Raw genomic sequence first — 24,644 nt, forward strand, 5'->3', positions numbered from 1 at the left:
TGATCTATCCCATTAAAAATTACCGGCCGCGGCAAGGCGGCGGCCGGCCTTATTGTTCGTAGCGGAAGCGGAACTTCTCTTGTTCCCTGGCGGCGCGCGCCAGGATCCACTGCCGGAAGGCGGCTATTTTACCCAGTTCTGCCTGGCTGTCATGACATACCAGATAAAAAGCGTTTTTACTGACCAGCACATCGTTGAACGGGCATACCAGGCGACCGGCTTCGATCTCGGTTTGCGCCATCACGTTATTCACCAGCGCCACGCCCTGGCCGTGCACCGCCGCCTGCACCACCATGGCGCTGTGGCTGAAGATCGGCCCCTGCTGCACATTGATGTGTTGCAACCCCAGCTGGCGCGTATAGGCCAGCCAGTCGCGGCGTGAAACGTCATGCAGCAACGTATGATAAGCCAGATCGTCTGCGGTTTTCAGCGGATGATCGCCGGTCAACAGGCTCGGCGAACAAACCGGCAGCAGATATTCCGCATACAGGCGCTCGGCGCGCAGCCCCGGCCAATTGCCGCGGCCGTAGAAAATCGCCACATCGACGTCGTCCGCCAGCTTGTCTTCTTCGCGGTCCACCGCCTGGATGCGCACATCGATCCCCGGATAAGCTGAGTTAAAGCCGGAAAGGCGCGGCACCAACCACTGAATGGCGAAGCTCGGCGGCAGACTGACGGTTAATGCCCCCTTGGCGCTGCGCGCCTGCAGCTTGCGCGTCGCCTCGTTGATCGAAGAGAAGATCTCCTTGATATCGAGGTAGTAACTTTGCCCCTCTTCGGTCAGCAGCAGCGAGCGGTTGCGCCGACGAAACAGCTTCAGCCCGAGGAAGTCCTCCAGCGACTTGATCTGGTGGCTCACCGCGGCCTGGGTCACGAACAGCTCTTCCGCCGCCTTGGTGAAACTCAGGTGGCGAGCGGCCGCATCGAACACGCGCAGCGCATTGAGGGGAGGTAAGCGTTTAGACATTAAATTAGCTACTTTTGTGTAACATTAATCCGAATGATTCGGCGCCGAAAATCGGGCGGCTTTACGTGGCAAGCCATCGGTAAACGCTAACGGCGTATTGCCATTAGTTTTTTTTATCCGAGCCATTATAATTTGTCCGTTGAGGATGCGCCAGCAAATACCTATAGTGGCGGCACTTCCCGGGCCGGAACGAAAAGGGAGTGGGTGTCGAGGACGCCGATGAACTTTTGGCTTGTGGTTGTGATGTTGTGTTTGCAAATTGTCCGGCGATTCCGGACATGGTAGCTAGGCTACTGTTTTTTCACTTCCTGTACATTTACCCTGTCTGTCCATAGTGATTTTATGCAGCACCGCAAAACTTGCGGTGCTTTTTTTTGCCTGACGCTTATTGGTCGCTTTCAACCATCTCTTTCACATCGGCGCGGTTGATCTGTTGCTCGACGCCGTTGGCGTCTTTATAGCTGATCATGCCGGTATCGTTATCCACTTTAGGCTTGCCGTCAGCAACAATGGTGCGTCCGTCATTGGTATGCATCACGTAGTTGCTGGAACAGGCGGCCAGGGTGAACGTAAGCATCAGGGCAGAGAGAACTGCGGCTGTTTTCTTCATTGAGGACTCCTTTGTAGTTTTAAATGCTGATAAATACCTTTTGTGTGTATAAATGCGATTAATAAGCGCACATTTAATAGCATAACAAACTTTCTCAGTTTTGCCAGGCGATAAGTCCTAATAGGCAGGATCGCTTGTCTCCGGCGGCAAAATAGGACAGGATCACCCATCGACTCAAGCCAGTGACAATCAAGGTATGACGCCTTTTAATCCCAGCCTTTTTCGCCAACAGTTTCCCGCGCTCGCGCAGGACGGTATCTATCTGGACAGCGCCGCCACCGCATTGAAACCGCAGGCGGTGATCGACGCCACGCAGCAATTTTATCGCGATGACGCCGCCACCGTGCACCGCAGCCAGCATCGGGCGGCGCAGGATCTGACCGCCCGCTTCGAGCAGGCGCGCGGCCAGGTGGCGCAACTGATCCATGCACCGTCGGCCGACGACATCGTCTGGACGCGCGGCACCACCGAGGCGATCAACCTGGTGGCGCAGAGCTACCTGCGCCCGCGTCTGCAGCCAGGCGACGAAATTCTGGTGAGCGAAGCGGAACACCACGCCAACCTGATCCCCTGGCTGATGGTGGCGGAACAAACCGGCGCGCGGGTGGTGAAACTGCCGATCGGCGCCGATCGGTTGCCGGATTTGACGCAGCTGCCCGCCCTGCTCAACGACAAAACCCGCCTGTTGGCGCTGGGGCAAATGTCCAACGTCACCGGCGGTTGCCCGGATCTGGCGCCGGCTATCGCGCTGGCCCATGCCGCCGGCGCGCGCGTGATGATCGACGGCGCCCAGGGCGTGGTTCACGGCCCGGCCGACGTACAGCGACTCGACATCGATTTCTACGCCTTCTCCGGCCACAAGCTGTATGGCCCGACCGGCATCGGCGCGCTGTACGGCAAAGCCGAGCTGCTGGCGCAGATGGCCCCGTGGCAAGGCGGCGGCAAGATGCTGACCCAGGCATCGTTCGACGGCTTTACCCCGCAAAAGCCGCCGCACTGCTTCGAAGCCGGCACGCCAAACATCGCCGGCGTGCTGGGGCTGGCCGCCGCGCTCACCTGGCTCAGCGAACAGGACATGGCGGCGGCGGAGCGCTACAGCCGCGAGCTGGCGGACCAGGCGGAACAACGGTTGGCGCAGCTGCCGGGCTTTCGCAGCTTCCGCAGCTCCGGCTCTAGCCTGCTGGCGTTCGACATCGCCGGCGTACACCACAGCGACATCGTCACGCTGCTGGCGGAGCAAGGCATTGCGCTGCGCGCCGGCCAGCACTGCGCGCAGCCGCTGATGGCGGCGTTAGGCGTCAGCGGCACGCTGCGCGCGTCGTTCGCCCCCTACAATACGCAACAGGACGTCGATACGCTGGTCAGCGCGTTGACTCACGCCCTCGATCTGCTGGCCGACTGACTTGACTCCCGGAGACGCTATGCTCGCCCCCCATCCTTTTGGCCGAGAGATCACCGCCGAAGCCTTGATCGCCACCTTCAGCGCGCTGAAACAGTGGGAAGACCGCTACCGCCAGCTGATTATGCTCGCAAAACGGCTGCCGCCGCTGCCGGAGGCCTTGCGCAGTGAAGAAATGGAATTGAGCGGTTGTGAAAACCGCGTCTGGCTGGGGCACCAGTTACTGGAAGACGGCACGCTGCATTTCTATGGCGACAGCGAAGGCCGCATCGTGCGCGGCCTGCTGGCGGTGCTGCTGACCGAAGTGGAAGGGAAAACGCCGCCGCAGATCGCCGCATTGGATCCGCTGGCGTTGTTCGACCGCCTGGCATTGCGCGCGCAGCTGAGCGCCACCCGCGCCAGCGGCCTGGCGGCGTTGGCCGCCGCCGTGCAGGCGATCGCCGCCCGTTACGCCTGACGTGCCGCCTTCGCCAGCATCTTTTTCAGCGCGTGCGACACGGCGACGAAGCCGAAGGTGGCGGTGACCATGGTCGCTGCGCCGAACCCCGCGCTGCAATCCATTCTTTTTGGTCCTTCCGCCGTGCTGCGCGAAGCGCATACCGAGCCGTCCGGCTGCGGATAAACCAGCGGCTCGCTGGAGAAGACGCAGTCGATGCCCAGCTTGCCCTTGCCGTTTTTCACCACGTTGAAATCGTGCTTCAGCCGCTCGCGCAGCTTGGCGGCCAGCGGATCCTGGATGGTTTTGGCCAGATCGGCCACTTCAATTTTGGTCGGGTCAATCTGCCCGCCGGCGCCGCCGGTGGTCACCACCGGGATCTTGAATCGGCGGCAGTATGACAGCAGCGCCGCCTTCGGCCGCACGCTATCGATCGCGTCGATGACGTAGCTGAAGTTATGGTCCAGCAGCTCGGCGACATTGTCCGGGGTGATGAAATCGTCGATGCAGGTCACCCGGCATTCCGGATTAATCGCCAGGATACGCTCCGCCATCACCTCGGTTTTCGATTGCCCGACGTGCTGGCGCAGCGCGTGGATCTGGCGGTTGGTATTGGTGACGCAAACATCATCCATGTCGATCAGGGTAATGGCGCCGATGCCGGTGCGCGCCAGCGCCTCAGCCGCCCAGGAACCCACGCCGCCGATGCCGATCACGCAGACATGCGCCTGCGCGAACACCGCCAGCGCCTGCTGGCCGTACAACCGCGCCGTGCCGCCGAAACGCTGCAGATAGGCTTCCGAATAAGCTGTACTCATAACGCTTTAATTACCTTCATAATGCAAATGATAAGGGCCGGAAAATCCGGCCCTTGCGGGTCAATCTTTTCACGCCGTATGCGTTTAGCGGGTGGCCAGCAACGAACCGCCGCGGTTTGACTGATTGGCGCTAAACAGCTGGCCACCGCCGTTGTTCTTCAGCACCCAGACGCGGCCGTAGTGGTTGTAGTACCCCGCCGAGTGGCCGGCTTCCGGCCCGATGCCCTGATACATGTCAAAATGCTGGCCCTTGATGGCGCCGCCCACGTCGAGCGCGACCATCAGACGCATCTCGTATTTTCCCGTGAATTTACCCTTGTTGTCCAGCAGCGGCACTTCGGCCAGCAGCGTAGTGCCCGCCGGGATCAGTGAACGGTCGGAAGCCACCGAAGCTTTGGCGATCAGCGGCACCGCGCTGGCGCCCTTCACCGGCGCAAAAGCTTCCGGACGGAAGAACACGAACGACGGGTTCTGCTCCAGCAGCTCACGCACCTCTGCGGCGCTGTGGGTATCCGCCCACTGACGGATCGCCTGCATCGACATGTCCGCCTTGGCCACTTCGCCGCGATCGATCAGCACCTTGCCGATGCTGCGATAGGCATGGCCGTTCTTGCCGCCGTAGCCGAAGAACACCAGCGGCTGGCCGTTGCCGTAGTCGACATAGCCGCTGCCCTGGACTTCCATCATGAAGTTGTCCATCAGCGAGTTGGTGTAAGCGATGATATAGCGATCGTCGAGCGCGCCGGAATAGATGCCCGCGCGATCCGGCAAGCGCCCCCTGCCCTTCGGCGGCATGCGGTACAGCGGATAGCGGAACTCGCCCTGTTGGGTATAGCGCGCCTGCACCACCGGCGTATAGTAGCCGGTAAACTGCACGTTGCCGTAATTGTCGACGCCTTCCATCTGGTAAGCGCTGAGGCCGTACTGGCTCAGCATGCGCGTGTCGGCGCCAGACGCCATCCAGCTTTGCACCGCCTGATAGGTGCTGTTGTTGCGGTTAAACAGCGAAGGCGACGCGTACTTGATCTCCATCAGCTGATCCGAGTAATCCTTGGCGTTGACCGGCGAACCTTTGGCGTTGGGCTGATTGACCAGCTCCAGCGATTGATCCAGACGGCCGTCCTTATATTGCTGACCCCGATCGGTCGGCTTGGACGAACAGCCCGCCAACACCGCCACCATCAACCCGCCCAGCAGGTATTTGCCCCAACGTCCTTTCATCGCGCACACTCTCAAACTGATATGATCTACCGGCTGAACGATAACAAACGCTCATTGATAAAGGAATCGCTGCAAATAAAAAAAGCCGCCCGGAGGATGGTGATGAAAAAGAAGGCAAATTGCGGGCAAATCCAGCAGAAAAACGGGTTTAGGCCAATAAAATGCAAAAAGGGTTTGCAACAAAACGCATGGAGAGTATAGTGCGCATCCATCGGACGCGGGGTGGAGCAGCCTGGTAGCTCGTCGGGCTCATAACCCGAAGGTCGTCGGTTCAAATCCGGCCCCCGCAACCAACCGATGCCGCATTGGCGGTATTTGCGTTTGGCTTCGATAACAAAGTATTATACGGACGCGGGGTGGAGCAGCCTGGTAGCTCGTCGGGCTCATAACCCGAAGGTCGTCGGTTCAAATCCGGCCCCCGCAACCAACCGAATGTCGTACCAGCGGCATAACATGAACGGTGGTTTCGTCGTAATACAGCATCAAGACGGACGCGGGGTGGAGCAGCCTGGTAGCTCGTCGGGCTCATAACCCGAAGGTCGTCGGTTCAAATCCGGCCTCCGCAACCAACTCTTGATGACAACAGATAAGCACCCTTCCGGGTGTTTTTTTGTATCTGCAATCCGCAAAAATAGCCGGACTCGCGCCCGGCCCTGCTTTTATCGGCTCGCCAGCGCGCCGCCGTTGGCGAAATAAGCCTTGATGCCCGCCAGAATCGATTCCGCCACCTGCTGCTGGAAGTGGCTGGTGCGCAGCTTACGCTCCTCTTCAATGTTGCTGATAAACGCCGTTTCCACCAGGATCGACGGGATATCCGGCGCCTTCAACACCGCAAAACCGGCCTGATCGACACGATTCTTGTGCAACCGGTTGATTTTTCCCATCCGATTCAACACTTCCTTGCCAAACTTCAGGCTGTCGTTGATGGTCGCGGTTTGGATCAGATCGAACATGGTGTGATCGAGATAACGGTCGCCACTCTTGCTGACACCGCCGATTTGGTCCGACGCGTTCTGTGTCTGCGCCAGGAACTTGGCCGCCGAGCTGGTGGCGCCCTTGGTGGACAATGCGAACACCGATGAACCGCGCGCGGCGCGGCTGGTGAAGGCGTCGGCGTGAATCGAAACGAACAGATCGGCGCGCTGCTTGCGCGCCTTGGCGACGCGCACCTTGAGCGGAATAAACACATCTTCATTGCGCGTCATGAACACTTTCATGTTTGGCTCGCGCTTGATCATGGCGCTCAGCTTGCGGGCAATCTGCAGCACGATGTCTTTCTCGCGCGTCTTGTACTTGCCGATAGCGCCGGGATCTTCGCCGCCGTGGCCGGGATCCAGCATGATGACGATCGGCCGATCGCGCCCCGCTTTGCCGGCCTGCGGCGCTTCCGGCGGCAGCGTGCGCTCCAGATCGCCCTTGTTGTAATCTTCCAGTAACGCCAGTAGCGGATCATACTCCTCACCCCCGCTGCCGCCCTTCGTCGGATAGAGATCCATCACCAGACGGTTGCGATACTCCGGCACCGGCGCCAGCGTGAAAATATGCGGGCTGACGCTTTGTTTGAGCTCCAGCACCAGCCGCACGGTATTCTGATCAAACTGGCCGACGCGCGCCTGCTTGAGATAAGGATCGTCGGCGCGCACCTGCCCGGCGATGCCTTTCAGCACGCTGTTGAGGTGAACACCTTCGATGTCCACCACCACGCGATCGGGATTGGTCAGGGCGAACTGCTTGTATTTCAGTTCGACGTTGGATTCCAGCGTGACGCGGGTATAGGTGGAGGATGGCCAGACGCGCACGGCGATCACGTGCGATGATGCGGCGAAGCCCGTACGACTCACACTCAGCAACCAGCTGGCGGCAACGCCCTGTAATAAACGACGGCGGCCCAGATTGTGATTAGCGTTTGGCATGCGGCTCCGGCAGTAATAGCTGTTTACAACAGATGAAAAAAACACCAATGAAATGGGGATGCCGAAAACTTTAACCAATCATTCCAGCCCTGTCATCAGAAAATCTTTTTATGGTTTTTCAATTTATTAACGATTTAGCGCCCTTAGCGCACGCTTCATGACGATTTCCCACTTGCCATCGGCGCAATAAAAGAATAAAAATACAAAAATATCGTATAAATATGCAAAGAGGTTTGGCCGTGAAGGAACGTAGTACAGAGCTGGTGCAAGGATTCCGTCACTCAGTCCCCTATATCAATGCCCACCGCGGCAAGACGTTCGTCATCATGCTCGGCGGGGAAGCCATCGAACACGAGAATTTCTCCAACATCGTCAACGATATCGGGCTACTGCATAGCCTGGGTATTCGCCTGGTGGTGGTTTACGGCGCACGGCCGCAGATCGACGCCAATCTGGCGCAGCACAACTATGAGCCGATCTACCACAAACACACTCGCGTGACCGACGCCCATACGCTCGAGCTGGTCAAGCAGGCCGCCGGCCTGCTGCAGCTCGACATCACCGCTCGGCTGTCGATGAGCCTCAACAACACGCCACTGCAAGGCGCGCACATTAACGTGGTCAGCGGCAACTTCATCATCGCGCAGCCGCTGGGCGTGGATGACGGCATCGACTACTGCCACAGCGGCCGCATTCGCCGCATCGATGAAGAAGCGATCCACCGCCAGCTCGACAGCAACGCCATCGTGCTGATTGGCCCGGTCGCGGTTTCGGTCACCGGCGAGAGCTTCAACCTGACCTCGGAAGAAGTGGCCACCCAGTTGGCGATCAAGCTGAAGGCGGAAAAAATGATCGGTTTCTGCTCCTCGCAGGGCGTGACCGACGCGGAAGGCAACATCCTTTCCGAGCTGTTCCCCAACGACGCGCAAAAGCGCCTTGAAGAGCTGGAGGAAGGCGGCGATTACCATTCCGGCACCGTGCGTTTCCTGCGCGGCGCGGTGAAAGGCTGCCGCAGCGGCGTGCGCCGCAGCCACCTGATCAGCTACCAGGAAGACGGTGCGCTGGTGCAGGAACTGTTCTCGCGCGACGGCATCGGCACCCAAATCGTAATGGAGAGCGCCGAACAGGTGCGCCGGGCGACAATCAACGACATCGGCGGCATCCTGGAGCTGATCCGGCCGCTCGAGCAGCAGGGCATTCTGGTGCGCCGTTCGCGTGAACAGCTGGAGATGGAGATCGACAAATTCACCATCATCGAACGCGATAACCTGACCATCGCCTGTGCGGCGCTGTACCCGTTCCTGGAGGAAAAAATCGGTGAGATGGCCTGCGTGGCGGTACATCCCGATTACCGCAGCTCTTCGCGCGGCGAGATGCTGCTGCAGCGGGTAGAAAACCAGGCGCGACAGATGGGGCTGAAGAAGCTGTTCGTGCTGACCACCCGCAGCATCCACTGGTTCCAGGAACGTGGCTTTACCCCGGCGGAGGTCGACGTGCTGCCGATGCAGAAACAGGCGTTGTACAACTACCAGCGCCGCTCCAAAATTCTGCTGGCGGATCTGTAATCCCAGTGGGCGCGGCCGTTGCCGCGCCCCTTCATCGTTTATTCCGTTGCCTGTAATCGTTCAGCCAATCCGCTGCGGCGCTGGGTCGGCGTGCGAATGGCCCGCAGCAACACCGCCTCCGTGGCATACAGCGAGAGCTGCTTACGCGCGCGAGTGATCGCGGTATAGACCAATTCACGCGTCAGCACCGGCAGGAAGTGATTCGGCAACACCAGAACCGTATGGTCAAATTCCGATCCCTGAGATTTGTGCACCGTCATGGCATAGGCGGTTTCATGCGCCGGCAAACGGCTCGGCTGCACCGACTTGATGCTTCCATCCGGCAATTGGAAATGCACGCGCAGCTCGCCGCGCTCATCCGGCAGCGTAATGCCGATATCCCCATTGAATAGCCCCAGCGCGCTGTCGTTGCGGCCGATCATCACCGGCCGCCCCCGATACCAACGGCCGAGCACGCCCGGTTTACGGTCGATCAGACCGGCGCGCTGCAACCCGATCTCAATGCGCTCGTTCAGGCCGGCGACGCCAAACGGCCCTTCACGCAGCGCGCACAGCACCTGGAAGCGGCCAAAGGCCGCCAGCACCGCCGCCGCGTCTGCGCCTTCGGCGGTCAGCCGCAAATAGTCGCGATAGCCCGCCACGCAGGCATCCAACAGCGTCTGATACTCTTCGCTCGTCGCCAACGCATAACCCATGACATCGCCGAAACTGCCGTTTAGTGCCGCCAGCGAGTGATCCCCCGCTCCGGCGTTGACCGCCAACGCCAGTTGACCGATGCCGGAACGGGCGTCGAAGCGATAGCTCTTGCGCAGCAGGCACAGGCTGTCGCGCACCGCCGCTTCCGCAACGGCCAGCTGTCCTTCGATCGAACAGCCGGTCAGGCGGCTCAGCTCTGCAGCGCGCGCATCGCTGTATCCCTGCTCGGCAAAACGGCAAATATCCCCCAGCACCGCGCCGGCCTCCACCGAGGCCAGCTGATCGCGGTCGCCAAGGAAAATTACCCGGGCCCGATCGGGCAACGCGGCAATCAGGCGCGCCATCATCGGCAGATCGACCATCGAGGCCTCATCCACCACCAGCACATCCAAATGCAGCCGGTTGCCGCGGTGATAGCGCATGCGCTGACTGTTCGGTTGCGCCCCCAACAGGCGGTGCAACGTCGCCGCCTCCGTCGGGAACAGCGCCTGCTGCGCCGGGGTCAACGCCAGCTGACGGCTGGCGCTGCCAAGCGACTCCGTCAGGCGCGCCGCCGCCTTCCCAGTCGGCGCCGCCAGCTGAATGCGCAAGCGCGCGCTTTCATCCAACTGCACCAGCGCCGCCAACAGCTTGGCGACGGTGGTGGTTTTACCGGTGCCCGGCCCGCCGGAAATGACCGCAATGCGCCGCGTGGCGGCCACCGCGGCGGCGATCTTCTGCCAATCGGGTTCATCGCTCGCCGAGCCGAACAAACGGTCAAGAATAGTGCGCAGTTCAGCCTCCGGCACCGCCAGCGAGTCGCCTTCGCCGCCGATAAACGCCGCCACTTCACCTTCGTTTTGCCACATGCGCTGCAGATACAAGCGCGGCCCGCGCAGCACCAGCGGCGTAGCCTCGCTGCCGTCCCCGACCGCCGCGCTGGCCGCCAGGCGCTGCTGCCAACGCACGCCATCCGGCCGCCCGGCCGCCTCCCACACCGCCAGCGCCAGCGCCGGTTGGCGCCCTTCAAACAGCGTATCCGCCTGCAGCTGCTCCAGCATCAGGCAGACGTGACCGGCCCCCGCCTCTGCGCTCAGGCAGGCGGCGGCCAGCAAAATATCGGGCTCGTCTTCGTTCGCCACCACGCGGGCGAACTGCACGTCCAGCGGGCGCAACACGCCAAGCGCCACCGCCTGCTCCAGCAGTGCGATCATGATCCATCCTCCGTCGCAGCAGCCTCGCCGCTGAACAAACGATCCATCCCCGCCACCAGCTCAAACTCGGGAAGACAGGTGAAAATGCCGTTGCCCGGGTGCGCCGCATCCACGCCGCGCAGGAACAGATAAATCACCCCGCCGAAATGACGCCGGTAATCGTAATCCGGCAGCCGATGACGCAGATAACGGTGCAGCGCCAGCGTATACAGCTGATATTGCAGATCGTAACGATGCTCCGCCATCGCCTGCTCCATCGCCGGCCGGGTATAGGCGCTGCTGTCTTCTCCCAACCAGTTGGACTTGTAGTCCAGCAGGTAGTATTTGCCCTGCCAACAGAACACCAGGTCGATAAAGCCTTTCAGCATGCCTTGCACCTGATGGAAATCCAGCGCCGGACAGCGGGCGGAAAGCGGATCGTAACGCTTCACCAGGGCATCGAGCTCCTTCGCCTGCAACAGCCGGTTGATCGGCAAATAGAACTGCAGCTCGGCCTGCTTGTGCTGCGGCGTTAGCGCCGCCAGCGTCACGCCGCTGTCGGCGAGCGGCGTGTTGAGCAATACCTGCATCCACGCCAGCAAAATCGGCTGCCAGTGTTCGGCAAATCCTTGCTGTTGCAGCTGTGCCAGCAGCCACTGTTCATCCAACGGCTGGGTGAAGTCCAGCGTTTCGAACAGGCTGTGCAAGAAGGTGCCGGGCGCCGCGCCGCGCGGGAAGGTATGCGGTGTGAGCGCTGGCTCACTCTCCTCACTCCGCTCGCCCGCCGCGTCGACATCCAGACGCGGCAGCAGATCCTGCATCAGGCTCGCGCCGTGCTGTTGCAAACCGGTATAGCTGGTCACCCGCCAAAAATCCTGGATCCGCCGGGTAAAGCTTTTCGCCGCCAGCGCTTCGGCCAGTGCCGCCTGGGGTTGCCAGGGTTCTTCGTCCGGCGGTTCAACCAGCGACAGTGCGATACCCCCGCCCGCCAATTGCTGCAGACGTTCCTGCAGATACACGGCGTCGCCGGCCTGCCCGCCCTGCACCAGATAACCCAATGCGCTGCGGTGCAGATCGGTATCGCCCTGTTTCTTGCGCGTGCCCTGGAACAGCGGCGCGATGCCGATGCTGCAGTGGTACACCGAGCGGGTCAGCGCCACGTACAGCAGACGCAGATCTTCCGCCAACCGCTCCTCCTCCGCCCAGGCCTGGCTCTCTTCATTGGCGTCGAGATCCAGCAACGCCTGGAAACTGTGGCGATCGTGATACAGCGCCTGTTGCTGCTGGCGGAAGTTGCCGATGAATGGCAACCACACCAGATCGAACTCCAGCCCCTTGGATTTGTGGATCGTGATCACCTGCACCAGATGCCGGTCGCTCTCCAGCCGCAGCTGCTGATTATCGGACTGACGATTGGGCTGGGCGATCTGCTGCGCCAGCCAGCGCACCAGCGCATGCTCGCTGTCGAGCTGCGCCGCCGCCTCTTGCAACAGTTCCCCCAGATGCAGCACGTCGGTCAAGCGACGCTCGCCGCCGACGCTGGCCAACAGGTTCTCCGCCAGCTGGCGCGCTTTCATCACCTCGCTCAGCATCGGCAACACGCCGCGGCGCAGCCAGAGCGTGCGGTAATTGTCGAACTCGTTAACCAGCGCGTCCCAGGCGCGCTCATCGCGGCTCAGGCCGTCCAGCGTCGGCGCGTCCAACCCCATCAGCCCGGTGGCCATGGCGCTGCGCAGCGTGCGCTCCTGCTCCGGCGCCAACACCGCCTGCAGTAACCACAGCATGTCTTTGGCCTCCGGGGTGTCAAACACGCTGTCGCGGTTGGACAGGTAGACCGACGGAATAGACAGCGCGCTCAGCGCATCGCGCACCAACGCCGCCTCATTGCGGCTGCGCACCAGCACCGTGATATCGGAGGCTTGTACCGGCCGTGACGCCTTGCCGCTCTGCAGCCGCGCCTGGCCCTGCTGCCCGGCGCTGAGCCAGTCGCGAATTTGCGTGGCGCACAGGCGCGCCATCAGCTGTTGGTAATCACTTACACCCGCGCCTTCTCCCTGCTGCAGCCAGAACTGCATCGCTGGCTGCGGCTTGCCGTGCAATTCAAACGCCAGCCCTTGGTTCTTTTCCGCCGCGTTAACTTCAATAAAGGGGATTTGGCCGAACAGGAAAGGCTTTTCTACCTGAGAAAACAGGTGATTGACGCTGGCGACCATCGACGGCGACGAGCGCCAGTTGGTCTCCAGCGTATAGTGGGCGCTCACCTCTGAACGCGCGCGCATGTAGGTAAAGATGTCGGCGCCGCGAAAGGCGTAAATCGCCTGCTTGGGATCGCCGATCAACAGCAGGCCGCAATCAGGCCGGCCGACGTAAAGTTTTTGGAAAATACGGTATTGCTGCGGATCGGTATCCTGGAATTCATCGATCATCGCCACCGGGTATCGCTGGCGGATCGCCTGCGCCAGCTGTTCGCCGCCGCCGCTTTGCAGGGCACCGTCCAGCCGGCTGAGCAGGTCATCAAATCCCAGTTCGGCGCGCTGGCGCTTTTCCTGCTGAATGGAGGTGCGGATCTCGCTGAGCGCACGCGCCATGATCAGGTCGCGCAGCGTCAAGGGTTCAGCGAACAACTCATCTATCGCCGTGAACAGCGTATGCCGCGGCGGCTCACCTTTCTTGGTCTTCTCCAGCAGCACCGACTGGCGAAATTTATCCAGTTCCTTCGGCAACTGGTAGTCCTGAGTCTCCTGCCCGCTCCATTCGCCGACCTTGTTCAGCCAGTTCGGCAGGTGTTTACTGCTGTAGCTGCGCTTATCGACGCCGGACTGAGCGATCAACGCTTCCAGATCGCCCGCCTCCGCCCGCCATTGCGCCTTGATGGCGTCGATGCGCGCGACGATCTGCTCGTGGCGCATCAGGACGGTTTCTTCATCCTTCGGCGGCCGACGCAGCGCCGGCGCTTCACCGTGCAGATAACCGGAGAGATCGGCCAGCAACGCTTCCGGGCCGCTCCACTCCTGGCTGACCGCACGCGCCACGCCCAGCGGCAACGGATAGCAGTGGCGACGCCAGAAATCGGCGCAGGCTTGCCGCCGCAACGGCAGCTCGTCCTGCACCAGCGTTTGTTCAAACAGCATGCCGGACTCGAAGGCGTTGTGCGTCAGCATTCGTTGGCAAAAGCCGTGAATGGTGTAGATCGCCGCTTCGTCCATCTGCCGCTCCGCCGCCAGCAGCTGCGAGGCGGCGTCGGTCAAATCGTCAATTTCAGCCATCAGCGCCGAAAACAGCGGGTTGGCGCTGACACCGCGCACGCAGGCGATGCGTAATCCGTGAATATTGTCGCGGATACGCCCGCGCAGCTCCTCGGTGGCGGCCTCGGTAAAGGTCACCACCAGGATTTCTTCGACCGTCAGCGGGCGGGGAAACGCTGCTTCACCGCCCAACCCCAGCAGCAAACGCAGGTACAGCGCGCCGATGGTAAAAGTTTTGCCGGTGCCCGCCGACGCTTCTATCAGGCGTTCGCCGAACAGCGGCAGCGACAGAGGCTCCAACCTCTGCGGGGCAATTTCCGTCATGGCGTCGCCACTTTACGCGGCAAAATCTGCTGCAATGCCGACGCGTTCGGATAGGTGACCCAGTCCTTAGGCGCCGCGTAATCCGCCTTGTCTTGCCCGCTGCCGCTGACCTGCGACAGCACCGCCAGCCCATGTGGCTGGATCACCGCCTGGTGGAAATAATCCGCCAGTTTGGCCGGCGTCAGCTGTTGCACCTGCGCGATCAGCTTCTGACGGGTATCGAAGGCGAAGTTGCCGCGATCGAAATCGTTGGCGAACCGGCTGGCCTCCTCGCTCAGGGTTTGCGGCCGCTGTTTCAGCTCATTGATCAGCGCCTGTTTGTACTGTTCAAAGTCCGCCTCGCTCATGTCGCGCAGGCGTTTCTCGGTTTTCGGGTAGAAATCCTGATAGCGCTGGTACAGGTAGGCCGGCTGTTTGCTGTTGCTCTGCAACAGGAAGCCCACGCCCCACTGGCGCCCTACCGACATCGGGAAGGCGAAGACCGCGTACCCCAATTGCTCCTGCGTGCGCAGCTGGCTGTAAAACCACGGCTGAATAATCTGCCCCAGCAGCGAACTGTAGGCCATGCCGGTCACTTCGTCGTAGCCGGTCGGCACATAAACCGCCGCCAGCGCCGAGTCAGTACTGCTGCCCACCTGTTGCAGGTTGGCCAGATGATTCTTGTCCACCACCACGTCTTCGCCGTGCCACCATTCGCTACCGGTACAGCCCAGACGATGTTTTAACGTCGACGCCAACGTGTCGACCTGCTGCTTGCTCATGTTGCCCACTACCAGCAGCTCCGGCGTGGCCTCGGCCAGCAGGCTGTCGCGATAGGCCAGCACGTCTTTCAGCGTTAACGTCTTCAGCACCTCGCGGCGCTCGCTGCGTTCGGAATACGGCACGCGGGAAACCATCTGCACCGGCTGAATGGCCAGCTCAAACGCCTTGCCCTTCTCGGCGGCGTCCAACTGCTCCAGATACCAGGATTTGGCTTGCGCCAACTGATCTTCCGTCGGCGTGAAGCTGGAATAACCCTCGATCAGCGCCGTCAGCAACTGCGGCAAACGCTGGGTGAAGCCGTTGGCGTTAAACATCAGACCGTTGTTCGGCGAGGTCGAGAAGCTCAACCCGCCGACCGACGCCTGATAGCTCAACTGATCCAGCGCGAGGCCGGCCAGATAATCCGTCAGCGAGAACAGCACCTGATTGCGCGCGGAATCCATGGTTTTGGCGTTGCGGAAAGCGACGGTGACGTCGGCCTTCGGCTCGTCGGCGAAGTAACGACTCGGCATGTACAGCACGCGCAGGCCGGGTTTATCCACCACCCTTTCCGGTTTTTTGAACTCGTGCGATGGCTTGGTCAGGGTAAAGTCATCCGGGATGTACGGGTTGAGCGCCGGCAGCGACAGGGAAATGCCGCTCTCCAACTGCTGCCACTGCGTAAAGCGCTGCGGCGTGATTTTGTCGACCTGGTAAGGCGCGTTGACGAAATAGGCCGTCTTATTGTGCGGTTCATCCGGGCTGACGAACCAGATGCGCGCGTTTTGCGGCGTCATGGCGTCCAGGCGTTCGGCGATCGCCTTAGGATCATAACGGTCGGCCAGATAAGGCGCGTCCAGCGCATGCTCAACCGGAACGCGCAGCATGGTGTCCACCAGCCATTCGATATAGTCCATGTCGCGCGTGATCGACGGATAACGGAAGTCCAGGTTCAGAACATGCGAGATTTCATCGAAGTAGCTCTGCTTGATGCCTTCGCTGCGCAGCATTTTCAGGTAGTTGAAAATGGCGGCGACGACTTGGTCGCGCTGGGCCAGGCCTTTGTCGGTCAGCGAGACGCTGATAGCGAAGACGCCGCCGTTGCGATCCACCATCGGATCGGCGCCGGCATTGATGGCGTCCGCCAGCCCCTGCTTCTGCAACCAGTCAGACAAGGTGTTTTTGCTGCGGTTGCCGATCAGGTAGCTGATGTAGGTATCGGTTTTGCTGCGAAACGCGGCGCTGTTGTTATCGATGCGGAACTCGACCTTCAGCTGCTTGCGCGGCTGCGCCGGCACATAGTGAATGATGATGCCCTGCTGTTCCGGCGTCACGGCCGGCACGGTGATCGGCGGCACGCTGGCGTCATGATTCGGCACGCGGCCAAAGGTTTTCGCCGCAATGTCAGCCAGCTGCGGCAGCGGCTGATTGCCGTACAAAACGCCCATCATCAGATTGGCGGAATAGTAGCGCTTATAGAAGCCGGTCAGTTCATCGTGCAACTTGCTGTCCGGCTTGTCTTTCAACGTATCGAGATTGCCGCCGGAGAAGCGCGCGCTCGGGTGCGCCGGGTTAAGGGTTTCCGCGCCGACCTGCGCCATGCGCATGCCGTCGCGCGAACGCGCCATCGTCAACTCGGCGTTCACCGCATTGCGCTCGCGATCGGCATTGCCCGGATCCAGCAGCGGCTCGGCAATAGCGTCGGCCATGCGGTCGACCGCCGGCTCCAGCGCGTCATTTTCCACTTCCAGATAGAAGGCGGTGCGATAAGAGGCCGTGCTGGCGTTGTGGCTGCCGCCGTGCTTTTTCAGGAATTCGGACAGGTTTTCCGGCTCTGGATAGCGTTTGGAGCCCATCAGCACCATATGTTCCAGATAGTGCGCCAATCCCAGTTGGCTGTTCGGATCTTCGAGCGATCCAACCGGCAATGCCAGCGCCGCCAGCGATTTCGGCGCCTGGGCATCAGACACCAGCAACACCGTCATGCCATTAGCCAACTTGATCGCTTCATACTGACGCGGATCGTGTTCGCTCTTGTTGATCTTCTCCGTCAGCGGTTGCCATCCTTGCGCGGCCCAACTCAACGGTGCCCAACACATAGCCAATAGTACCAGCCCGGTGATACGGACCAACTGTCTGCGCATATCCAAAATAAACCCCTATTCTGACGTCGCTACGCCCACTCCCTGACGTTGGCGACGTGCATCAAAACCACATAACCAAATCTGTACTCGCCGGGATCTTCGCCAATGTGGCGATCCGAAACACGGCGGGTATATGCCTGTACGTTATGTAAGACCGGGAATCACCCCAATGGTTGAATATAACCTTCGTTATTTTTACCACCTCCCGCCGTACAGCACCACCGGGGGATTGTTACCCCAGGTTATGTCGCGCCATCGGCAGCAGATAACGCTCTGTTTCGGCCAGTATTTGCGCTAAGTATTCATTATCCAATTGGCGGAACACTCGCTGCACGTAGGGATCTTCCCCTTCTCCGGGTATGCGCTGATCGCCCTGCCAAGCCTGCAGCAATTTGGCCCGTGCCTTAATTTGCGCTTCTTCCTCCCAGTCGATTTGCTGCGTTTCCGGCTGATAGCACTGACTCAGCCACGCCCAGCCGCTCTTGTTCAGCAACAGCAGCGGCTGACACAAACCGCTCTGATAGCCCGCCAGCAGTTCCGCCAGCTGCGCCTGCGCCTCTTCAGGCGCCAGCGCGGCAAAGCGCCAGGCGGAGTTCTTGCGACCGTAGATGCGGCTCTCGCCGGTGCCGCCGGCGCAGCAGTACACCAGGTGCTCCAGCCACAGCAATATGCCGTCCACCGCCGACAACGTGGCGGGCCGCCAGCGCAACAGGCCGTCATCCTGCACCTGATGCAGCCAGCCGCTGAGACGTACGCCGGCGATATCGATATCCAGCTCCAGGCTATGGCTCTCTGCGCGTTCCGCACGCACCTGCTCGGCCAGTTCGCTCATCTCTTCCTGCTGCTTTTGCCAATAGATCTCGCCGAAGGCGCCATAGGGCAAGCCGCCGGCGGCACGCACCCGTTGGAACAAACGTTCGGGATCGTCGCCGTCGATCAGGGTATTCAGCAGTTGGCTGTTGAACTGGTAGCGGCTGAGGTTATCCAGCGTGAAGGGCTCTTCGTCCGGCAGCTCAGTCTCTTCCAGGATAAAACTGACGCCCAGCCGCAGCTGGAAGAAGGCGCGGATAGGATGGCGATAAAACCGCAGCAGCTCATCCAACGATATTTGCTGCAGCGCTTCGGCGGGCAGCGGTTGGTTGAAGGCCGGGTGCGCCGCACCGCGGCCATCGGCGGCAGGCAGCCACTCGGCGGCATAACTTTGCTCCTCCGAGCCCGGCAAGAAATTCTCGGCGGCGAACGGCATGCGCGCGTGCCACTTAAGCAAATGCTCACCAACCCGCCGAGCACTGTCGTCTGCGCTGAGTTTTTCATCTCCCGGCAGGCAATAGCTTTGTTCCAGGTACTCCAGCAGCTCGGTGACCAGCACCGAAGGGTAGCGCGGGCTGTTGTCCTGGATGGAACGGCCGATGAAACTGATATACAGCCGCTGTTGCGCGGACAAAATCGCTTCCAGGAACAGATAGCGGTCGTCATCGCGCCGGCTGCGGTCGCCGCGTTTGACCTGCTGCGCCATCAGATCGAAACCCAGCGGCGGCAGCGTGCGCGGATACACGCCGTCGTTCATGCCCAGCAGGCACACCACCTTGAACGGAATGGAGCGCATCGGCATCAGCGTGCAGAAGTTGATTTGCCCGGCAAGGAAGCGCTGGCTGATGCGCTCCTGATCGAGGCGCGCCGCCAGATCGTCGCGCAGAATGGTCAACGGCACCTCATCGGGATAGCGCGCCGCCAGGCCAAAATTGATGGCCTGCTGCCACTGCTGCTCGATCAATGCCAGCACCACTTCGGTGTCGCTTTCCGCTTCGAAGAAGGCATCCAGCAGTTGCCGGCACAGCGGTAGCCACGCCTCGAGCGGGCGCGCTTCGCTCAAAATTTGCCGCCAGTGGCTGAGCTGCGCCAGCAGGTCTGCCAACTGCCCCGCCAGTTCGGCGACCAACCCGCTCGATTCGTCGTAAGGTAAAATGCCCTGCCAATCGCCGGCATTGCTGTCCATCGCGTAGCCGAGCAGCATGCGCGTAATACCGAAGCGCCAGGTATGCTGGCCGGTGGCGGGCAGATCCAGTTCGCGCACGTTATCGTCGTCCAGGCCCCAGCGCACGCCGGATTCACCGACCCAGTGGCGCAACAGACGCAGCCCCTCTTCGCCAATGGCGAAACGGGCGGCCAGGGCAGGCACCTCCAGCAGCGCCAGCACCTGTTCCGAGGTAAAGCGGCTTTGCGGCAGATCGAGCAGTGAAATGAACGCCTGCAGCGCCGGATGCGCCTGCCGCGCTTTGCGGTCAGAAATGGCGAACGGCAGGTAGCGCTCGGCGGGGGCATTGCCGAACACCGCCTGAATATAAGGCGTGTAGCTGTCGATATCCGCCACCATCACGATGATATCGCGCGGCGTCAACGCGGGATCCTGCGCCAGCATGGTCAGCAGTTGATCGTGCAGCACCTCCACTTCCCGCTGCGGGCTGTGGCAGGCGTGCAGGCTGAGGGAGCGGTCGTTCTCATCAAGCGGGCGTTTGCTGAAGCTGCTTTCCAGCGTTTCCGCGGTAATACCGATCACCGCATGATCTTCCAACTCCAGCATGTCGCGCTGAACGGCGTGCAGCATGGTATCCGCCGGGATATCGACAAAGGCGTCGACCTCTTGCGCCCCTTCCATCTGCGACAGCAAATAGAGGTGATCGCGCCCCAGCTTGCCCCAAGAGGCCAGCAGCGGGTTGCTGAGTTGCTGCTGCCCTTCGGCGTCAAACAGGCGCGCCGCGTCGGCCGGCTCGCGAAACAGCCCTTGCTCGCGAGCCTGGTGGTAATGACGACGCTTGCGGCTCTGCAAGCGGGCCAGGAAAGCATAATCCTGAATGTCGCCCCAATAGTAGCGACAAGGGTTGGTGAACATCAGGTGGATGTCGATATGCCGCCCCAGCGCCTGCAACGCTTCCAGATAGACCGGCGGCAACGCCGAGATGCCGCAGATAAACACCCGCGGCGGCAAACCGGGCGGGCACGCTGTTGCCTGCTCGAGCGCGTGGATAAAGCGGCTGTACAGATTGGCGCGGTGCCATTCCGGCTGCCCCAATTCGCGCGTGTACTCCACCAGCCGCGCCCAGAGCGGCGCCTGCCACTGCTGAGCCTCGGGCAGACCGTCGATGCGCTCGCCGCGCTGCCAGCTCTCCAGCCACTGCGGGCGATAAACCAAATACTGGTCGAACAGGTCGGCAACCCGGCCGGCCAATTGGTGGATTTTGCGCTTGTCGCCGTCATCGGTGAGATAGTGCTGCAGTGGCGCAAATGCCGGCTGAGTCAGCATCTCCGGCAACAACCACATCAGCTTCCAGGTCATGGCATCCTTGCTGAAGGCGCTCTCTTTCGGAATATCCGGCAACACCCGGGTGAACATGTCCCAAATGAAGGTCGCCGGCAGCGGAAACGCGACATTGGCTGCGATACCGAACTGTTCCGCCAGCTGCATCTGCAGCCATTGCGCCATGCCGGGGCTTTGCACCAGCACCACCTCCTGTTGAAAAGGATCGGCCAACGGATCTCTGGCTATCAGCGCGCTGGTCAGCGTTTTCAACAAATCCAGCTGATTGGAATGATAAACAGTGAACATGAAGACTCCTTTAAAACAAAAGACATACGGCTCAAAAACGGGCGCAATACCAGCGGCTCAGCGTTGCCCACTGCCGCTGCGGCGTTTGGATCCTGACCGTCAATCGGCGACAATCGCTCCCCGCATCGCCAAGTGCCGTCTCGCGCCGCCACCCTTCCGGCAGCGGTTCAGCCTCGAGCCGGCCGATGACGGCGAACGCCTCCAACTGCTGGTGCGCCAGCCCCCAGGCTTGCCGGTAGTGCCACTGGCGCTGGAACGACTGCAACAGCACCTGATGATACTGTAACAAGCCAAGCAGCGACACCGAGAACAGCAAGGCCGCCACCAACACTTCCGGCAGACTGAAGCCGTTGCGGGATATCCACGCTGCCCGAGCGTTAGCCTTCACAGTCGGCCAACCTTTTCTCGGGACAAAAATCCAGCCGACCGCCCGGCTGTGCTTGCAACTTGCCAGCAGCCTCCGCGCCGTTAAAGGTGCCCCATTGATACAGCCATACCGGTTCACCGCCGCGCATCTCACCAAGGCCGCGAACCGTCACCACTCCCGCTCTGGCTGACAGCCGAGCGCAAGCCGTCAGTTCCACGCGCTGCCTGCATAGCCAGGCCGCTGCACTCAGCTCGGCGCGCGGCCAACGCTGGCTCATGCCCCAACTCAGCGCCGAAGCGGCCTGATTGTAAGCCTGAAGGTAACGCTGCTGATCGGCGGCCAGTAACAGCGCGTTATCCAATTGCCGCTGTTGAGCATTGAGCAACATCAGCCCCAGCGCCAGCAGCAACATCACCGCCGCCAGGGTGCTACCACCTCGCTGGGTTCGCCGCTTCATGGCAGCGCCGCCATTTCGACGCTCCCGCTCAGGCTGCGCCTGATACGCGTATCACTGGCGGAGCGCCCCGTCAGCGTCAGGCGAGCCAATGCCGCGCCGTGATCGCCCCGCTCTATCGCCACATGAAACCGCTCAATGCGCACTTCGTCATGATCGAGTAGCCGCTCCCAGCCACCGCCCTCGCATTGGCTCACGCCGCGCTGCCCTTCCAAGCCGCCATTACGTAGTCGATAACCGAAATAGCCTGCATCCTCACCCGAAGTGAGCCATTGCCCGCTGCGAGCAATGTCGTAGGCAACGATAACGCAGCTGCCAGCCGTTTCCCCCGATGCCTGGCCTATCAGCAGCGGCCGGCCGGCGCATTGCCCGGCGCAAAAACCGGCGCGGCGCAGATCTTTCTCAATGCCGAACGCCAACTGTCGCAGCGTTGACTCCAGCCGAAAGTGCTGACCGACGGCCACGTTCTGCTGGCGTAACACCGGGTAAGTTTTCGCCGCGCCGAGCGCGATCACGCTGCCGAACACCAGCGCCAACATCACCTCCGGCAAGGTAAAACCGCGTTCGACAGTCAGCATGGCGCGATCCCCCTTATCCGGAGCCCTTCGCTGCACAAACGCAGCCGCCCACGGGCGGACAGCACCAGCCGCAGGCTGCCTGCGTCGTTGCTGAGAAGGATGTGCCCCGCCTGCGCAGTATTGCGCAAACCATAAAACCCAATCTCTTTGCCGGAGTAGCCACTCAGCACAACGTCGCGATAAGGCGGCAAGAAAACGGAGCCTTCGGCGGAAATGCAATCCGTCGGTGGCACACCGCCGCCCAGGCACCAGGGCGTGCCATTCTTGAACCACAGCAGCGCCGTGCGGTTACGCCAGTTGGCGTCCGCCTGTAATCGCAGCAAAAACGCCAGCAGTTGTTGGGCCGTGTGTTCCAGCCGCAGCGCTTGCTGATGATAGCGCCATTGCCCGACGCCCCAGCCGGTGAGCATGGCGGCGATCAGGATCGCCGCCATTAGCTCAATCAGCGTCATGCCCCGTTGGCGATCATCGATGTTCGAGAGAGTATTGTCGTTCATGCCGCCAGTGTAAGGGCCGTAACAACGCGGTAAAGCCGCATGCGCAAGCGCTGCGGCAAGCTGCGCAATGTTTTCTCTACGATGGCAGACGGCGACAAAAAAATGCGGTGCGGTACGCAATGCGGATAAAAAAAGGGGCGCAATCGCTGCGCCCCTGGTGTGATGCGGTTAAGGTCAGATCGCGACCGGCGCCTTGATGGCCGGGTGCGGATCGTAACCTTCGATCTCGAAGTCTTCGAAACGGTAATCGAACAGTGAAGCCGGTTTGCGTTTGATCACCAGTTTCGGCAACGGACGCGGTTCACGCGTCAGCTGCAGCTGAGTCTGTTCCATGTGGTTGCTGTACAGGTGGGTATCGCCGCCGGTCCAGACGAAGTCGCCCACTTCCAGATCGCACTGCTGCGCCATCATGTGCACCAACAGCGCGTAGCTGGCGATGTTGAACGGCAGGCCGAGGAAAACGTCGCAGGAACGCTGGTACAGCTGGCAAGAGAGCTTGCCGTCCGCCACGTAGAACTGGAAGAACGCGTGGCACGGCGCCAACGCCATCTGATCCAGCTCGCCGACGTTCCAGGCGGAAACAATGATGCGACGCGAATCCGGATCTTGCTTCAGCTGTTGGAGCACGTTGCTCAGCTGATCGATCTGACGGCCGTCCGCTGCGCCCCAGGCGCGCCACTGTTTGCCGTACACCGGGCCGAGATCGCCGTTTTCATCGGCCCACTCGTCCCAAATGGTGACCTTGTTGTCACGCAGGTAGGCGATGTTGGTATCGCCGTTCAGGAACCATAACAGCTCATGAATGATCGAACGCAGATGACATTTCTTGGTGGTCACCAACGGGAAACCTTCCTGCAAGTTGAAACGCATCTGGTGGCCGAAAATCGACAATGTGCCAGTGCCGGTACGGTCGGCTTTAGGGGTGCCCTCGGCGAGCACCTTATTCATCAAATCCAGATACTGTTTCATTTGTTCCTCACGACAGTTGTTGCTGTGGGCGACGACGGTACGCCCAAATCATCATAATAATACCGGCCACCACCATCGGGATGGACAGGATCTGCCCCATGCTGATCACGCCGTCGAACAGGCCGAGCTGGGCATCCGGCTGGCGGAACGCTTCAACGATGATGCGGAATGCGCCATACCCGATCAGGAACAGGCCTGATACGGCGCCCATCGGCCGCGGCTTGCGAATAAACAGGTTCAGAATGATAAACAGCACCACGCCTTCCAGCAGCAGTTCATACAGCTGCGACGGGTGGCGCGGCAGTACGCCGTACTGATTCAGCAACGGCAGCAGAGAGGGATCGGCGGTGGCGAGGGCCACGTCTTCGCTGCGCGAACTTGGGAACAACATCGCCCAAGGGGTATCGGTGGTCACGCGGCCCCACAGTTCGCCGTTGATAAAGTTGCCGAGGCGGCCGGCGCCCAGGCCGAATGGGATCAATGGCGCGATAAAATCGGAAACCTGGAAGAAGGTGCGTTTGGTGCGGCGTGCGAACCAGAACATAACCAGAATCACCCCCATCAAGCCGCCGTGGAACGACATGCCGCCATCCCAGACCTTGAACAGATAGAGCGGGTTATCCAGGAACAGCGGCAGGTTGTAGAACAGCACATAGCCGACGCGGCCGCCGACGAATACGCCCAGGAAGCCGGCGTAGAGCAGGTTTTCCACTTCGTCTTTGGTCCAGCCGCTGCCCGGCTTGTTGGCGCGACGCACCGCCAGCCACATGGCAAAAACGAAGCCGACCAGGTACATCAGGCCGTACCAATGCAGAGAAACCGGGCCAATGGAGAAAATGACCGGATCAAATTTAGGAAACGCCAGATAGCTATTGCTCATCTATCACCACAACATGTCTGTTATTTTTCCCCATGCGGGGGCGG

Annotated in this window: 18 protein-coding genes and 3 tRNA genes; 6 read left to right on the forward strand and 15 right to left on the reverse strand. The window is 61.0% G+C overall.

Features of this window, described 5'->3' with window-relative positions:
* Positions 1–49: 49 nt before the first annotated feature.
* On the reverse strand, positions 50–967 hold the full coding sequence (locus tag IT763_RS18575; RefSeq protein WP_206194915.1) for a transcriptional regulator GcvA: 918 nt from the start codon (positions 965–967) through the stop codon (positions 50–52).
* Between the two features lie 385 nt (positions 968–1,352).
* A complete protein-coding gene (locus tag IT763_RS18580; RefSeq protein ID WP_028127531.1) occupies positions 1,353–1,577 on the reverse strand; it encodes a YgdI/YgdR family lipoprotein in 225 nt (74 codons plus the stop codon).
* Positions 1,578–1,773: 196 nt separating this feature from the next.
* On the opposite strand from IT763_RS18580, the gene csdA reads away from it, so the two are divergent.
* Both csdA and csdE read left to right on the forward strand, forming a co-directional pair.
* On the forward strand, positions 1,774–2,979 hold the full coding sequence (gene csdA / locus IT763_RS18585) for a cysteine desulfurase CsdA (protein ID WP_049299593.1): 1,206 nt from the start codon (positions 1,774–1,776) through the stop codon (positions 2,977–2,979).
* 19 nt (positions 2,980–2,998) lie between these two features.
* The gene (gene csdE, locus IT763_RS18590; protein WP_016929906.1) at positions 2,999–3,433 is read left to right on the forward strand and encodes a cysteine desulfurase sulfur acceptor subunit CsdE; all 435 of its coding nucleotides are present in this window, start codon (positions 2,999–3,001) and stop codon (positions 3,431–3,433) included.
* On the opposite strand, the gene tcdA is transcribed toward csdE, so the two are convergent.
* Entirely contained in the window at positions 3,424–4,230 is an 807-nt protein-coding gene (gene tcdA, locus IT763_RS18595) for a tRNA cyclic N6-threonylcarbamoyladenosine(37) synthase TcdA (protein WP_033639514.1), read from the reverse strand. The genes csdE and tcdA overlap by 10 nt on opposite strands.
* Positions 4,231–4,314: 84 nt before the next feature.
* The gene (gene mltA, locus IT763_RS18600) at positions 4,315–5,451 is read right to left on the reverse strand and encodes a murein transglycosylase A (protein WP_016929908.1); all 1,137 of its coding nucleotides are present in this window, start codon (positions 5,449–5,451) and stop codon (positions 4,315–4,317) included.
* Between the two features lie 216 nt (positions 5,452–5,667).
* Between mltA and IT763_RS18605 the strand changes: the two genes are divergently transcribed.
* The 3 genes from IT763_RS18605 (at position 5,668) to IT763_RS18615 (ending at position 6,020) form a co-directional block, all read left to right on the forward strand.
* A tRNA-Met gene (locus IT763_RS18605) sits at positions 5,668–5,744 on the forward strand.
* A gap of 57 nt (positions 5,745–5,801) precedes the next feature.
* Positions 5,802–5,878, forward strand: a tRNA-Met gene (locus IT763_RS18610).
* Positions 5,879–5,943: 65 nt separating this feature from the next.
* Positions 5,944–6,020 (forward strand) — tRNA-Met (locus IT763_RS18615).
* A gap of 90 nt (positions 6,021–6,110) precedes the next feature.
* On the opposite strand, the gene amiC is transcribed toward IT763_RS18615, so the two are convergent.
* A complete protein-coding gene (gene amiC, locus IT763_RS18620; protein WP_004931882.1) occupies positions 6,111–7,364 on the reverse strand; it encodes an N-acetylmuramoyl-L-alanine amidase AmiC in 1,254 nt (417 codons plus the stop codon).
* Positions 7,365–7,603: 239 nt separating this feature from the next.
* Between amiC and argA the strand changes: the two genes are divergently transcribed.
* Positions 7,604–8,929 carry an amino-acid N-acetyltransferase gene (argA, locus tag IT763_RS18625; protein ID WP_004931881.1) on the forward strand — a complete coding sequence of 442 codons (1,326 nt, stop codon included), beginning with the start codon at positions 7,604–7,606 and terminating at the stop codon, positions 8,927–8,929.
* A gap of 38 nt (positions 8,930–8,967) precedes the next feature.
* Here argA and recD read toward each other — a convergent pair whose 3' ends face one another.
* From recD to lgt, 10 genes are all read right to left on the reverse strand, one after another.
* Complete coding sequence (recD, locus tag IT763_RS18630) at positions 8,968–10,818, reverse strand: exodeoxyribonuclease V subunit alpha (RefSeq protein ID WP_206194916.1); 1,851 nt, start codon at positions 10,816–10,818, stop codon at positions 8,968–8,970.
* Positions 10,815–14,366, reverse strand: a complete 3,552-nt coding sequence (gene recB / locus IT763_RS18635) for an exodeoxyribonuclease V subunit beta (RefSeq protein WP_049300396.1) — start codon at positions 14,364–14,366, stop codon at positions 10,815–10,817. Before recB ends, recD begins: the two co-directional genes overlap by 4 nt.
* Positions 14,363–17,251, reverse strand: coding sequence for a pitrilysin (gene ptrA, locus IT763_RS18640; protein WP_206195463.1), 2,889 nt, complete (start codon positions 17,249–17,251; stop codon positions 14,363–14,365). Before ptrA ends, recB begins: the two co-directional genes overlap by 4 nt.
* A gap of 232 nt (positions 17,252–17,483) precedes the next feature.
* Entirely contained in the window at positions 17,484–20,855 is a 3,372-nt protein-coding gene (gene recC / locus IT763_RS18645; RefSeq protein WP_206194917.1) for an exodeoxyribonuclease V subunit gamma, read from the reverse strand.
* Positions 20,856–20,886: 31 nt separating this feature from the next.
* Complete coding sequence (locus IT763_RS18650) at positions 20,887–21,243, reverse strand: prepilin-type N-terminal cleavage/methylation domain-containing protein (protein WP_206194918.1); 357 nt, start codon at positions 21,241–21,243, stop codon at positions 20,887–20,889.
* Positions 21,233–21,679 (reverse strand): YgdB family protein, encoded by a 447-nt coding sequence (locus tag IT763_RS18655; protein WP_028127672.1) that lies wholly within the window; start codon positions 21,677–21,679, stop codon positions 21,233–21,235. The genes IT763_RS18650 and IT763_RS18655 overlap by 11 nt, the downstream gene beginning before the upstream one ends.
* Positions 21,676–22,254, reverse strand: a complete 579-nt coding sequence (locus IT763_RS18660) for a prepilin peptidase-dependent protein (protein ID WP_049300393.1) — start codon at positions 22,252–22,254, stop codon at positions 21,676–21,678. The genes IT763_RS18655 and IT763_RS18660 overlap by 4 nt, the downstream gene beginning before the upstream one ends.
* On the reverse strand, positions 22,248–22,751 hold the full coding sequence (locus tag IT763_RS18665; RefSeq protein WP_016929917.1) for a prepilin peptidase-dependent protein: 504 nt from the start codon (positions 22,749–22,751) through the stop codon (positions 22,248–22,250). Before IT763_RS18665 ends, IT763_RS18660 begins: the two co-directional genes overlap by 7 nt.
* A gap of 174 nt (positions 22,752–22,925) precedes the next feature.
* A complete protein-coding gene (gene thyA / locus IT763_RS18670; protein WP_016929918.1) occupies positions 22,926–23,720 on the reverse strand; it encodes a thymidylate synthase in 795 nt (264 codons plus the stop codon).
* A gap of 7 nt (positions 23,721–23,727) precedes the next feature.
* Positions 23,728–24,600, reverse strand: a complete 873-nt coding sequence (gene lgt / locus IT763_RS18675; protein ID WP_049300392.1) for a prolipoprotein diacylglyceryl transferase — start codon at positions 24,598–24,600, stop codon at positions 23,728–23,730.
* Between the last annotated feature and the right edge of the window lie 44 nt (positions 24,601–24,644).

The sequence above is a fragment of the Serratia sp. CMO1 genome, from assembly GCF_015689115.1.
Classification (GTDB): Bacteria; Pseudomonadota; Gammaproteobacteria; order Enterobacterales; family Enterobacteriaceae; genus Serratia; species Serratia marcescens.

Excerpts from the sequence above, each read along its gene's own strand:
- IT763_RS18575 (WP_206194915.1), bottom strand. The coding sequence starts at position 967 with ATGTCTAAACGCTTACCTCCCCTCAATGCGCTGCGCGTGTTCGATGCG.
- IT763_RS18580 (WP_028127531.1), bottom strand. The coding sequence starts at position 1,577 with ATGAAGAAAACAGCCGCAGTTCTCTCTGCCCTGATGCTTACGTTCACC.
- csdA (WP_049299593.1), top strand. The coding sequence starts at position 1,774 with ATGACGCCTTTTAATCCCAGCCTTTTTCGCCAACAGTTTCCCGCGCTC.
- csdE (WP_016929906.1), top strand. The coding sequence starts at position 2,999 with ATGCTCGCCCCCCATCCTTTTGGCCGAGAGATCACCGCCGAAGCCTTG.
- tcdA (WP_033639514.1), bottom strand. The coding sequence starts at position 4,230 with ATGAGTACAGCTTATTCGGAAGCCTATCTGCAGCGTTTCGGCGGCACG.
- mltA (WP_016929908.1), bottom strand. The coding sequence starts at position 5,451 with ATGAAAGGACGTTGGGGCAAATACCTGCTGGGCGGGTTGATGGTGGCG.
- amiC (WP_004931882.1), bottom strand. The coding sequence starts at position 7,364 with ATGCCAAACGCTAATCACAATCTGGGCCGCCGTCGTTTATTACAGGGC.
- recD (WP_206194916.1), bottom strand. The coding sequence starts at position 10,818 with ATGATCGCACTGCTGGAGCAGGCGGTGGCGCTTGGCGTGTTGCGCCCG.
- recB (WP_049300396.1), bottom strand. The coding sequence starts at position 14,366 with ATGACGGAAATTGCCCCGCAGAGGTTGGAGCCTCTGTCGCTGCCGCTG.
- ptrA (WP_206195463.1), bottom strand. The coding sequence starts at position 17,251 with ATGCGCAGACAGTTGGTCCGTATCACCGGGCTGGTACTATTGGCTATG.
- recC (WP_206194917.1), bottom strand. The coding sequence starts at position 20,855 with ATGTTCACTGTTTATCATTCCAATCAGCTGGATTTGTTGAAAACGCTG.
- IT763_RS18655 (WP_028127672.1), bottom strand. The coding sequence starts at position 21,679 with ATGAAGCGGCGAACCCAGCGAGGTGGTAGCACCCTGGCGGCGGTGATG.
- IT763_RS18660 (WP_049300393.1), bottom strand. The coding sequence starts at position 22,254 with ATGCTGACTGTCGAACGCGGTTTTACCTTGCCGGAGGTGATGTTGGCG.
- IT763_RS18665 (WP_016929917.1), bottom strand. The coding sequence starts at position 22,751 with ATGAACGACAATACTCTCTCGAACATCGATGATCGCCAACGGGGCATG.
- thyA (WP_016929918.1), bottom strand. The coding sequence starts at position 23,720 with ATGAAACAGTATCTGGATTTGATGAATAAGGTGCTCGCCGAGGGCACC.
- lgt (WP_049300392.1), bottom strand. The coding sequence starts at position 24,600 with ATGAGCAATAGCTATCTGGCGTTTCCTAAATTTGATCCGGTCATTTTC.